The sequence below is a fragment of the Rhodanobacter sp. C05 genome (assembly GCF_002001165.1).
Classification (GTDB): Bacteria; Pseudomonadota; Gammaproteobacteria; order Xanthomonadales; family Rhodanobacteraceae; genus Rhodanobacter.
On sequence record NZ_MUNQ01000012.1, the window covers coordinates 277,333 to 289,194 of the forward strand.

An 11,862-nucleotide genomic window follows, 5' to 3' on the forward strand; every position below is an offset into this window, starting at 1 on the left:
TGTTGTGACGCTGGGCCGGGCACGTCAACATGTGGGTTGCCTTCGCAGCCGTGGCCACTCATGAGCAACCCCGCAAACCGTATCCCCGATGACGCCGACGCTCCGGTGGAAACCCTGTGCGAAGGCCGTTGGCTAAGCCTGCGCAAGCGCGGCCGCTGGGAATACGCCGAGCGCAACAACCCCGGCGGCGCGGTGATCATTCTCGCGGTGACGCCTGAGGACAAGGTGCTGTTCGTCGAGCAGTACCGCGTGTCGATCCTGCAGAACACCATCGAAATGCCGGCCGGCCTGGTTGGCGACATGGCGGATCAGGCCGACGAAAGCGCCCTGGTGGCCGCACAGCGCGAGCTGGAAGAGGAAACCGGCTACCGCTGCCAGCGCGTCGACTTCGTCCACCGCGGCCCCTCGTCGTCCGGCATGAGTACCGAGATGATCGTGTTCGTGCGCGCGTGGGATCTGCAAAAGGTCGGCCCCGGTGGCGGCGACGAGACGGAGAACATCGTGGTGCACGAGGTGCCGCGGCGCGAGGCCGGTGCCTGGCTGTTTGCGCGCGCCGCCGAGGGCTATTCGATCGATCCGAAGCTGTTTGCCGGCCTGTGGTTCATCGAGCACACCGGTTCAGGTGGCCTCGACTCGCACTGAATACCCGTGTCTGCAGTTGAACCTCGCGGCGCACGGTATCGTCCATCCACGCCCGTCCTTAAACTGCGATCCTCGTGACCCTGCCGACTCCGGCGACGCTCAGCTCGTGCGCTGCAGGCGCCAGATCGCGACGCCGAAGCCAAGCAGTGCGACTGCCAGCCACGTGCACAGCATCAACGCATCGTGACCCAGCCACAGCACACAGGCCACGGTGCCTACCGTCAGCATTCCCAGCGCCGGTGCCAGCAGCACGTCACGGCGATCGCGATGCGTCAGCAGCAACAGGAATGCACCCAATGTAGCCAGCAGCACCGCCAGCAACTGCTCGATCATCACGTACTTCGGCGGCACCGGCAGATCGGGGAACACATCGATCAGTGGCACGTTGCCGATCTCCACGTCATAGCCCTTGCCATCGGCAGCATCGATGGCAGGCACCAGTCGATCCCCGTCGATGCGGGCAACGATCGTGACCTCCTGCAGCGGTACCGCCTCCCAGCTGACCCGCAGATCGCCAAGCCTCGGGTCGCCCGGGTGCGCGCTGGTCACCAGATAATCCTGGTACGCGCTGAAACTGGCCGCCAGGTTTTCCGGCAAAAGCTTCGGATCCGGCGTGACCTGCTCCGACCCGGGCAAGGCATGCAGCAGCTGCGGTGAAAACTTGAATCCGCCCAGCTGCACCAGGCCTGCGTCAAACTGCTTGCCACTGAGCGGAAAACTCACAGGGTTGAGGTGGCCGGCGGGCTGCTCGAAATGGCTGGAGTCGAGCGGTCGATCCACCCAGTCCTGTTCGTAGTGCACGACGTCCCCGATGCGGATCTCGCGCCACTGGAACATCTCCACGTGGCGCACCAGCACCGATGTGCTTGCCCGCAGATTGAAATCAGGATCGCGTGGAGCCTCCACCACCTGCGGCGTCCCGACCAGCCGCACCATGGTGCCGTGCTGGCCAGCCTGCGGACTCGCATCGCGATCGAGGTTGACCACTTCACCACCATGCCGCTCGGCGGCCACGCGATAGCCGAGCTGACTGCGTGTCGTCATCGCCACCAGCCCGATGCCTGCAAGCACCAGCAACGCGCCGACGATATTGCACGCCATGCCACGCACGGATATCCCACGGGTCAGTTTCATCGAACGGCTCCTGACATGGCTGGTGGCATTCCGCGCAACTCGCGCTGTTCGTCGGCGGTAGCAAAGCGACCGCGCTCGTCACGCGTCACCCGCGCCAGTGCACAGTCGTGATCGTGGGTGAAGAACAGCTGCACCTCGCGCGCCAGCTTGTCGTCCAGGAACGCACGCTTCTCGTCGATCAGCTTTTCCGGCCAGCGGTCATAACCCATGGTGATCGGCAGATGAACCCAGAAACGGCCCGGTATCAGATCGGCGCAGAACACCACACCGGCGACCTCGGCCAGCATCAGGCCGGGCGTATGGCCGTCTGAAAAACTGAAACGGACGGCGTTGCCCAGCGTCTGCGAATACTCGCCGTCGACCAGCTCCATCCGCCCACTGTCCTGCAGCAACTGCTGCAGCTCGGGAACGAACGAGGCGCGGTCGCGCGGATGCGGATTGAGAGCGCGGCGCCAATGCTCGGCACCGACCACGAAGCGCGCGTTCGGGAACAGCAGCCGCGGCGGCTGGCCTTCCTCCCATGCCGCCAGCAGGCCACCGGCATGATCGAAATGCAGATGCGAGAGCACTACCACGTCGATGTCTTCGTGACTCAGCCCCACTGCAGCCAGCGAATCCAGCAGCACATGCTGCGCTTCGACCACGCCGTAACGCTCACGCAGCGCCGGCTCGAAAAACGCGCCGATGCCGGTCTCGAACAACACGTTGCGTCCATGCACGCCGTCTGCGAGCAAGCCTTTCACCAGCAGGCAACGGCAGGCCAGCGGAATGCGGTTCTCGGCATCCGGTTTGATCCAGCGTGACCACAGCGCCTTGGGTGCGTTGCCGAACATGGCGCCGCCATCCAGTTGCTGTGAGTTACCAAGGAGCGAGAACAGTTCCATGCGCCGACCTCAACTAGCTACTGCACCTTGCCCAGACCCGATGGCCGGCGCGGATCGCTGGCTGCGTCGAGCTGGTTGGTCTTGCGATCCCAGGTGACCACGTTCATGAAACCCCACGATTCGCGCTGCTTGAGCATGTAGCCCATTTTCGTCAGCGCATCGCTGGTCGTCGGGTCGAACGTACCGTCCTCCACCATCACCTCGTCCGGCATGTACTGGTGATGGAACCGCTTGTGCGCAGCGATCTGCAGCGCGCTCTCGCCGTCGATGAAATGCAGGATGCCTTCGAGCACCTGGGTGATGATGGTCGAGCCGCCGGGCGAACCGATCACCGCGGTGCGGTCGGCACCGATCACGATGCTCGGCGACATCGAGGACAGCATGCGCTTGCCCGGCTGCGGCGCGTTCGCCGAACTGCCGAGCAGGCCGTAGACATTCGGCTTGTCCGGTACCAGTGCGAAATCGTCCATCTCGTCATTGAGCAGCACGCCGGTGCCTTCGGCGACGAAGGTAGAGCCGAGGATGTAGTTCACCGTGGAGGTGATCGAGGCCATGTTGCCGTCGGCATCGATGATCGAGAAATGGGTGGTATGCATGCCCGGCTCGGCAGCCTCGGCCCGCGGCAGCATCGACGAAGGCGTGGCCTGATCCGGCAGGATGCCCTGGCGCAGGCCGTCCGCGTAGTACGGCGACAACAGCATGTCCAGCGGCATCTTCACGAAGTCCGGATCGCCGAGGTAGTCGTTGTGATCGCGGAACGCGCGACGCATCGCCTCCACGATGGTGTGCACGCGATGTGCCTGGTCCATCTTCGACAGATCGAAGCCGGACAGGATGTTGAGAATTTCGGCAATCGCCACGCCACCGGACGACGGCGGTGGTGCGGTGACGATGCGGTAGCCGCGGTAGTTCACCACGATCGGCGTACGCTCCTTCGCCTGATAGCCGTCGAGGTCGGCCAGCGTCCAGTTGCCGCCGGACGCACGCACTGCGTTCACCAGCTTCTGCGCCGTCTCGCCGCGATAGAAGCCGTCGTTGCCATGCGCGGCAATCAACTCCCAGGTGCGTGCCTGATCGGGATCACGCCAGATCGCTCCCTCGGCGGGCGGCTTGCCGCCTGGCAGATATTTGGCGGCCGAGGCCGGCCAGCGCTGCAGATCCTGCTGCACGTCGGCAATCGTTCCGCGCAGACGCGCATCCGGCTTGAAGCCGTCACGCGCAAGCCGGATCGCAGGCGCCAGCGACTGTTGCAACGGCAGCCGGCCGTAGCGCGTGGCGAGCAGCACCAAGCCAGCCGGTTCGCCGGGAATGCCGGCCGAGAGTGGTCCCTTCAACGCGGTTTCACGGTTCGGGCTGCCGTCCGGGTTGAGATAATCCTTGCTGTTCACCGCAGCCGGAGCCGTCTCGCGGGCGTCGATGAAGACATCGTGGCCATCTTTCGCCCGATGCAGCACGGCCATGAAACCGCCACCGATGCCGGAGCTTTCCGGCTCCACCACCGACAGCGTGGAAGCCACGGCGACCGCCGCATCGAATGCATTGCCCCCCCTGGCCAGCACTTCGAGGCCGGCGTTGGTGGCAAGGTAGTTCGCACTGGCAATCGCCGCGTGCCCGGGGCGCTGCTGCAGTTGCAAGGAAGGATGCGTCGGCGCCAGCTTCGGCGAACCGTCGGCCGCAAACGCCACACCGCCAACCAGCAGCAGACTCAGCAGCAGCACTCGTCCGTGCAGGGAAACACTCATGCCGCAGACTCCTTGGCCATCAGGTGGCGATACTTGAGGTCGAGCTGCTCATGCGACTCGACGTGTGCGGGATCGACGATGATGCACTCGACCGGGCACACCTCGATGCACTGCGGCTCGTCATGGTGGCCGATGCACTCGGTGCACAGCGCCGGATCGATCACGTAGAACTCCTCGCCCAGCGAGATCGCCTTGTTCGGACAAACCGGTTCGCAGACATCGCAGTTGACGCAGGTGTCGAGGATTTTCAGGGACATGGCAGTCGATACTACACGCCGGGCACGCAGGGCCCGTGACAGAGGGACGAAAGTGCATCCCGATGCGACTCTTCGCGGGAATGAACCCTCACCCTGCCCTCTCCCCGACGGGGAGAGGGGAAATGCGGCCGCGCCAGGCGCGGCCGATACCTTTACATGGCAACGAAGCGGATGGTGGCGCCGGTCGGCTTCAGGGTGTCGCTGACGCGCTGCTCGTCAGCCTTGTCGCCGATGAACAGGACAATCACGTCCTTGAACGAACCCGGCTTGGCATCCTTGAAGGCAGCCACGATCAGGTCAGCGGTCTTGCCCGAATCCGGGCCGCCGAAGGCCAGCAGGTTGCCCGGCAGCACACCACGGGCCACGGTGTCCTGCACGCTCTGCAGCTGGCGGTCGTTCTGCGCCTTGGCGTCGTCGGTGACGCCAGCCGTCACCATGTAGGCATACGGCTGGTTGGCGCTCATGCCCTGCATGTTCTTCTGCACGATTTGTCCGAGGTAGTTGTTCCACCCCTTGGAATCGTTCGGATCGGTCGGCTTCGGCGCCTGCTGTACCTGCGCCTGGGTGTCCTGCTGATCGTCCTGCGATTTGTTGCAGGCGCTCAGGCCCAGGCTTGCGGTCAGCGCGACGATGGCAATGAGAACGAACTTACGCATGGTTATCACCTTCTGTTTCGGGTTGCTTGTTGAAGCCGGTGCGGCTTTTCTGCCAGCGCTGACGCATGGCCTGTTGCACCGCCGGATGCACGAAACCCGAGATATCGCCACCAAGGCGACCGATCTCGCGCACCAGCGACGAGGATATGAAACTGTATTGTTCCGCCGGCGTCAGAAACAGCGTTTCCGCCTGCGGGATCAGATGCCGGTTCATGCTGGCCAGCTGGAATTCGTATTCGAAATCCGACACTGCACGCAGACCGCGGATGATCACCCCTGCGCCGACCTCTTCGATGAAGGTGGCCAGCAGGCAGTCGAAACCGCGCACTTCCACGTTCGGCAGATCGGCCAGTGCCAGCCGCGCCAGGGTGATCCGCTCGCTGATGCTGAAACCCGGCCCCTTGCTGGAACTGTCGGCCACCGCCACGATCACCCGGTCGAACAGCGGCGCGGCACGTGTCACCAGGTCGGTGTGACCGTTGGTGATCGGATCGAACGTGCCCGGATAGATGGCCAGGCGCGGATTCCCCAAAGGTTTGCTCACGGGTCGAGGGCGGCAGTCAAAGTAGGCCTAGCTTAACGGAACCGCGCGCCGATAGAGCGCAAAACGCACCTCGCCGGCCTGTCCCTCCCGATGCAGCTGCCAGTTCGGCGGCAGCGCCGGAGCGCCGGCTCGCGGCGACTCCACGTAGATCCATGCCGGCAAGGCCAGCCAGCCGCTGGCCTCCAGCTGTTGCGCCAGCCCCGTCCACATGCCGAGTGCAAATGGCGGATCGAGGAACACCAGATCCACCGGCTGCACAGCCCCCTGCAGGAACGCCCCCGCCTCGACGGCCGCCACCCGGCCACCGTCGGCCTTCAGCCGACCGAGGTTGTCGCGCAAGGCACGCGCCGCCTGCGCATCGCGCTCGACAAACTGGACACTGGCCGCGCCGCGCGACAGCGCCTCGATCCCGAGCGCCCCGGTGCCGGCGCACAGGTCCAGGCAGCGTGCACCGTCAAGCACCGGTGCCAGCCAGTTGAACAAGGTCTCGCGCACCCGCTCGGCGGTGGGCCGCAAGCCCGGCAGATCCGGCACGTTGAGCCGCGAATTGCGCAGGCTGCCGCCGATGATGCGGATCCGTCCCGGCATGACGTTGCGTCCGCCGCTCAAGACACCGGGCCCTCAGCGGCCAGTACGGATGGGAGTGTTAGCATGCCGCCCATTGTCTTTGAATCACGCCTGCAATGCTCAAGTTCTGGAAGAAGAAGCCTGCCGAGACGGCTCCGCCGCAACCTGCAGCCGCAGCCGCGGACGATGTGGCTGCGCCCGAAGCTCCCGAGACGGTCACCACCGCCCCGATCGACGACGGGCAGACCACGGCAGCTGTCGCTGAACCGGTCGCGCCGGAGGCAGCAGCTCCGGCCCGGCGCAGCTGGCGCGAACGGCTGTCCGGCAATGCATTCGCGCGCGGCCTCAGCTCGCTGTTCGTGCGCCATCCCAAGCTCGACGACGACCTGCTCGACGAACTGGAAACCACCCTGATCACCGCCGACGTCGGCGTCGAAGCCAGCACCGAGCTGGTCGAGAGCCTGCGCAAACGCATGCACAAGCGCGAGTTCGCCGACGCGCCAGCCTTGCTGGCCGCACTGCGCGAGGCGCTGATCGCCCTGCTCAAGCCGGTCGAGCAGCCGCTGGACGTGCGCGGCAGGCAGCCCTTCGTGGTGCTCACGGTCGGCATCAACGGCGCCGGCAAGACCACCACCATCGGCAAGCTGGCCCGCCGTTGGCGCGATGACCGCCACAGTGTGATGCTGGCCGCGGGCGACACCTTCCGCGCCGCCGCGGTGGAACAGCTGAAGACCTGGGGCGAACGCAACCAGGTGCCGGTGATCTCGCAAGGCCAGGACGCCGATGCCGCCAGCGTGATCTTCGACGCACTGCAGGCCGCGCGCTCGCGCGGCATCGATGTGCTGATCGCCGACACCGCTGGGCGCCTGCATACCCAGGGCGGCCTGATGGACGAATTGGGCAAGATCGCCCGCGTGCTGAAGAAGCTCGACGCCGATGCGCCACACGAGGTGCTGATGGTGATCGACGGCACTACCGGCCAGAACGCGGTGAATCAGGTGCGCCAGTTCCGCCAGATCGTCGGTGTCACCGGGCTGGTCGTGACCAAACTCGACGGCACCGCCAAGGGCGGTGTGGTGTTTGCGCTGGCACGCGAGTTCGGCCTGCCGATCCGCTTCGTCGGTCTCGGCGAAACCGCCACCGATCTGCGCGTGTTCGAGGCCGAGGCTTTCGTCGACGGCCTGCTGCCGGCCAGCCTGGGCGACGGGCATGGCCATGACTGAAGCGTGGGGCTGAGCCGGTGTCGCGGGGACTGCGGCTGATCCTGCTGGTGCTCGGTAGCCTGGTGCTGGCGGCCGGGCTCGCCGTGGTCATGGCCGTCTACCTGCTGCTGCAGCCGGATCGCTTCACCGCCATGTTGCAGTCCCAGGTGCGCAATGCCGGACTGGAGCTGAGCCTGGCCAGCCCGGCCAGCCCCACCTTGTTCCCCCGCCCGGCGCTGGAGCTCTCCGGCATCACGCTCAATGCCCGGGGCGCCAATGCGCCGATCCTGCTCGCTTCTCGCGGCCGGTTGGCGCTGCCCTGGCAAACCGTGTTCGGCGGCGCGCCGGTGATCACCCGGCTGGAGATCGATTCGCCACGTGTCGATCTGGGTGCCCTGCAGGATTGGCTGACCGCCCTGCCCGCGCAGCCGGCGGGAGTCCCGCCGAATATCCCGCGCATCGACACCGGCATCAGCATCAGCCGCGGCAGCGTGGTGCGTGGCGATGAACTGCTGCTCGGCAATGTCGCCCTCGAAGCCGGCAGCCTCATCTCGGGCCAACCGTTCCCGGTCAGCATGTCGGCAAGCACCGCTGCCAATACGCCGCTGCAGTTGCGCCTGTCCGCCACGCCGCGCATCCAGGGCAATGCATTGCAGCTGGACAATATCGCACTGCACCTGTCGCAAGGCAGCATGCTGACCCTGGTGTTGAACGGCAGCGCGCACTGGCATGGCGCCGCCGATGCGGCTGCCAGCCTGGCCGGCAAGCTCGACCATGCCGACGCCGGGCAATACGACATCTCGCTGAAACTGACCCCGGCCGACCAGGACAACCCGCTGCTGCTCGCGCTGAAACTGGACGGTCCCGACAACCATGCCGACATGCGCCTGCCACCGCTGGAGCTGGCGCACTGGTGGAGCAAGCTCAGCGACGAACAGGGACCGCAGCTGACCATGCCGCCCGGCAGCGGCCATGCCGAGATATCCAGACTCGAGACCGACGGCATCCGCATCGAAGGCCTGACCCTGCAGACTGGCGACGATGTACCTGCCGCCAGCACCACCGCACCGGCCCGACCGGCGGCCAGCAGGAAACCATGACGGTCACCCTGGCCACGCGACTGCTGCGCTGGTTCGACCAGCACGGCCGCAAGGACCTGCCATGGCAGCACCCACGCGATGCGTATCGCGTGTGGCTGTCCGAAGTGATGCTGCAGCAGACCCAGGTCACCACGGTGGTGGGCTACTTCGAGCGCTTCATCGGCGCGCTGCCCACCCTGGGCGACCTCGCTGCCGCCGACGAGGACACCGTATTGGCGCTGTGGTCCGGGCTCGGCTACTACCGCCGCGCACGTTTCCTGCATCGCGCCGCGCAGATCTGCGTCGAGCAGCATGGCGGCGCACTGCCGCGCGGCTTCGCCGCCTTGCATGCGCTGCCCGGCATCGGCCGCTCCACCGCCGGCGCGATCCTGGCGCAGGCGCACGGGCTGCGCTTCGCCATCCTCGACGGCAACGTCAAACGCGTGCTCACCCGCTACCACGGCATCCACGGCCATCCCGCCGAAAGCGCGGTGGAGAAACAGCTGTGGCAGCACGCCGAGGCGCATACACCGACTGCGCGCGCGGCCGACTACACCCAGGCGATCATGGATCTGGGTGCCACCGTCTGCGTACGCTCGCGCCCGCGCTGCGAGGCCTGCCCTCTAGTCGGCGACTGTGTTGCCCATCGCGACAACCTCACTGCGCAGCTGCCCACCGGCAAACCCGGCAAGCGCATTCCCACCCGCGCCACCGTGATGCTGATCCTGCGCGATCGGCAACGCCGCGTGCTGCTGGAACGGCGCGGCCCGCAAGGTGTGTGGTCAGGTCTATGGAGCCTGCCCGAGGCCGCTGATCCGGATGGAGCATGGCGTATCGCACAGCAGCACGCGCAGATCGATGACGCGCAGGCGCTCACACCCTTCACCCACGTCTTCAGCCACTATCGGCTGGACATCGAACCGTTGCTGTTCGATCGCGCGACAGCACGACGCGGCATCGCCGATAATCCGCAGCTGCGCTGGTGCAGCTTCGAGGAACTGACTTCGCTCGGCCTGCCCGCACCAGTACGCAGCTTGCTGCTGCAGATCAACGACGCCGGTTGAGCGCATCCTGCAAGCTTCGTCTTTCAATCCGGCCACACCCGACCCGTGCAGCCGACAAGGAACCAGACCATGAGCCGCACCATCCATTGCGCCAAGCTCGGCATCGACGCCGAAGGCCTCGACTTCGCCCCGTGGCCCGGCCCGCTCGGCCAGCGCATCTACGCCGAGATTTCCAGGCCCGCATGGCAACAGTGGCTGGCCCACCAGACCACGCTGATCAACGAATACCGACTCAACCCGCTCGACCCGAAGGCACGCAAATACCTCGCCGAGGAAATGGAGAAATTCCTGTTCGGCGGCGACTTCGCGAGGGCCACAGGTTTCACTGCGCCTGACAGCGAGTCTTGACGAAAAGCCGCGTATTCGGTCTAATGCGCGGCTCCACGCAACATCAACAACCTCCACGGTTGTACCTTGGTGGCCAAGTTTCCGGCCGGGTAGCTCAGTTGGTAGAGCAGGGGATTGAAAATCCCCGTGTCGGCGGTTCGATTCCGTCCCCGGCCACCATGTGTATCAACGGCTTGCAGCGATGCAAGCCGTTTTCTTTTGTGGCCTCGAGCGCTCCGGTTGCCGTTCGGTTGCCGTTCGGTTGCCGTTTGTCTGAATCTCGCGCAATTTAGCCATTGCCGGCGGCCGCGCAGTACTGCCGTCCTTCGCACTTCACAGTACTTTGCGAAAGTCACTCGCGCACGCAGGCGGGGCGATATGCATCCCGACGCCCTGCCCTAACGCAAAGCTAGCCGGTGCTGCGCGGCTTTATCGCGCGGTGTCCAGCGACTGAATGGAGCGAGGTTGAGCGCCGGGTTAGGTACTCTCGACGAAGCAACGCAAACTGCTGCAAGTCATGATGCTCGCCGAGCCAGAACCCAGCTTCGCGCATGTGACCTTCTTGGGTGAAACCGAGTTTGCACATGAGGTTGATGGACGCAATGTTTTCGGGATGTACCAGTGCTTCAACTCGGTTTAGCTCCATATTTTCAAAGCCCCAATCCAAGGTGGCCGACAAGGCTTCGATCATGAAGCCTTGCCCCCACGCAAAAGACGCAAGCTCGTACCCGATAATGCAACTTTTCCACCCGCGGTTCCATTTGAAAAGGCCACAGGAGCCGAGAAATCGGTTATCGGTTTTTCTCCGAATTGCCCAGCGTATTCCAGGATTCGGCATTTGGCGCCAACTGGCAAATATCTCGACCAGCTTCTCTGCCTGTTGAATGTCGGTAAGTGGATCTGAGCCGAACCAGCGCATTGCCTCAGCATCACCGTGAATGGCAAGCACATCCAGCGCATCCGAGTCGACGATTTCCCGCAAAAGTAGGCGATCTGTTTCGAGAGTAGGAAAGTCACTCATGAAGCACCTAACGCAGGAGTTAAGCGGTCCGCTTGAAGGAAGGGTTAGGCGTCACGGTACAGGCTGTTCCGGTGTTTGCCGGTACCAGAATAGCGCCACTTCTTCCGAGTGTGGATTGAGCCCGCGATATAGACCTGAATCGAAGCCCCGTAGCTGGAAGCCACAGGACTCGTAGAGTTTGCAAGCTGAGACGTTGTTGCTCTGAGTCTCGAGCATGATGCCAGGGAGAAGCTGTGATTCTGCCCATGCGACGGCTCGCTCGACGAGCGCTCTTGCCACGCCTTGACGCCGAGACTCCTGAGCAACGATCAGGTTCTCTATGTGGGCGTAGCCGTTCCAACCTTTCGACACGGCGATTTCGGCGACAACACGATCACCAAGGTAAACGGCAAACGAAACGCCTTCGGCGGACAACCTCTGCCACGACGGATACGTCTTCTCGTAGGGTGCGACGGCGACCGGCTCATAGCTCAAGGCGCCATTCACAAGATGCAGCTTCAACTCGCATTCGACAGTGAACGTCCTGTCGCGAGCGCTCCACTCTGTTGCTTGGCCGATCGGGAGTTCAGCGATACGATTCATGACGCCTAACGCTGGAGTTAAGCGGCGCCGGAGCCGTCCGCCTTGAACGAGTAAAAAGAGACTTCCTCCCCTTACGGCCTCGAAGGCCATGATGGTGTTGCGAAACAACCGTCAGCAGAAGAGGAAGTCTCCATGAGCACTATAACCCTGGGTGTGGACTT

Annotated in this window: 14 protein-coding genes and 1 tRNA gene; 6 read left to right on the forward strand and 9 right to left on the reverse strand. The window is 64.5% G+C overall.

All coding sequences use genetic code 11. The features are described 5' to 3' along the window. The first annotated feature begins 60 nt into the window (after positions 1-60). The gene (locus B0E51_RS12680; RefSeq protein WP_077445240.1) at positions 61-642 is read left to right on the forward strand and encodes an NUDIX hydrolase; all 582 of its coding nucleotides are present in this window, start codon (positions 61-63) and stop codon (positions 640-642) included. Positions 643-741: 99 nt separating this feature from the next. Here B0E51_RS12680 and B0E51_RS12685 read toward each other — a convergent pair whose 3' ends face one another. The 7 genes from B0E51_RS12685 to rsmD form a co-directional block, all read right to left on the reverse strand. After that, positions 742-1,776, reverse strand: coding sequence for a TMEM43 family protein (locus B0E51_RS12685; protein WP_077445241.1), 1,035 nt, complete (start codon positions 1,774-1,776; stop codon positions 742-744). Continuing rightward, a complete protein-coding gene (locus B0E51_RS12690; protein ID WP_077445242.1) occupies positions 1,773-2,660 on the reverse strand; it encodes an MBL fold metallo-hydrolase in 888 nt (295 codons plus the stop codon). The genes B0E51_RS12685 and B0E51_RS12690 overlap by 4 nt, the downstream gene beginning before the upstream one ends. Positions 2,661-2,677: 17 nt before the next feature. Then, positions 2,678-4,402, reverse strand: coding sequence for a gamma-glutamyltransferase (ggt, locus tag B0E51_RS12695; protein ID WP_077445243.1), 1,725 nt, complete (start codon positions 4,400-4,402; stop codon positions 2,678-2,680). Continuing rightward, on the reverse strand, positions 4,399-4,659 hold the full coding sequence (locus tag B0E51_RS12700; protein WP_077445244.1) for a YfhL family 4Fe-4S dicluster ferredoxin: 261 nt from the start codon (positions 4,657-4,659) through the stop codon (positions 4,399-4,401). Before B0E51_RS12700 ends, ggt begins: the two co-directional genes overlap by 4 nt. 152 nt (positions 4,660-4,811) lie before the next feature. Next, positions 4,812-5,315: a hypothetical protein gene (locus tag B0E51_RS12705; RefSeq protein ID WP_077445245.1), complete on the reverse strand. Its 504-nt coding sequence runs from the start codon at positions 5,313-5,315 to the stop codon at positions 4,812-4,814. Continuing rightward, a complete protein-coding gene (gene coaD / locus B0E51_RS12710) occupies positions 5,308-5,847 on the reverse strand; it encodes a pantetheine-phosphate adenylyltransferase (protein WP_077445246.1) in 540 nt (179 codons plus the stop codon). The genes B0E51_RS12705 and coaD overlap by 8 nt, the downstream gene beginning before the upstream one ends. Positions 5,848-5,886: 39 nt before the next feature. Continuing rightward, entirely contained in the window at positions 5,887-6,447 is a 561-nt protein-coding gene (rsmD, locus tag B0E51_RS12715; protein WP_077445284.1) for a 16S rRNA (guanine(966)-N(2))-methyltransferase RsmD, read from the reverse strand. 95 nt (positions 6,448-6,542) lie between these two features. Here rsmD and ftsY point away from each other — a divergent pair, with 95 nt between their 5' ends. From ftsY to B0E51_RS12740, 5 genes are all read left to right on the forward strand, one after another. Continuing rightward, a complete protein-coding gene (gene ftsY / locus B0E51_RS12720) occupies positions 6,543-7,649 on the forward strand; it encodes a signal recognition particle-docking protein FtsY (RefSeq protein WP_077445247.1) in 1,107 nt (368 codons plus the stop codon). 17 nt (positions 7,650-7,666) lie between these two features. After that, on the forward strand, positions 7,667-8,728 hold the full coding sequence (locus tag B0E51_RS12725; RefSeq protein WP_077445248.1) for an AsmA family protein: 1,062 nt from the start codon (positions 7,667-7,669) through the stop codon (positions 8,726-8,728). Then, positions 8,725-9,771 carry an A/G-specific adenine glycosylase gene (gene mutY / locus B0E51_RS12730; protein WP_077445249.1) on the forward strand — a complete coding sequence of 349 codons (1,047 nt, stop codon included), beginning with the start codon at positions 8,725-8,727 and terminating at the stop codon, positions 9,769-9,771. The genes B0E51_RS12725 and mutY overlap by 4 nt, the downstream gene beginning before the upstream one ends. 69 nt (positions 9,772-9,840) lie before the next feature. Further along, complete coding sequence (locus B0E51_RS12735) at positions 9,841-10,119, forward strand: oxidative damage protection protein (RefSeq protein WP_077445250.1); 279 nt, start codon at positions 9,841-9,843, stop codon at positions 10,117-10,119. 83 nt (positions 10,120-10,202) lie between these two features. Next, a tRNA-Phe gene (locus B0E51_RS12740) sits at positions 10,203-10,278 on the forward strand. Between the two features lie 229 nt (positions 10,279-10,507). Here the strand turns inward: B0E51_RS12740 and B0E51_RS12745 are convergent. Both B0E51_RS12745 and B0E51_RS12750 read right to left on the reverse strand, forming a co-directional pair. Further along, positions 10,508-11,119 carry a GNAT family protein gene (locus B0E51_RS12745; protein WP_077445251.1) on the reverse strand — a complete coding sequence of 204 codons (612 nt, stop codon included), beginning with the start codon at positions 11,117-11,119 and terminating at the stop codon, positions 10,508-10,510. 51 nt (positions 11,120-11,170) lie between these two features. Continuing rightward, on the reverse strand, positions 11,171-11,701 hold the full coding sequence (locus B0E51_RS12750) for a GNAT family N-acetyltransferase (protein WP_143525909.1): 531 nt from the start codon (positions 11,699-11,701) through the stop codon (positions 11,171-11,173). Between the last annotated feature and the right edge of the window lie 161 nt (positions 11,702-11,862).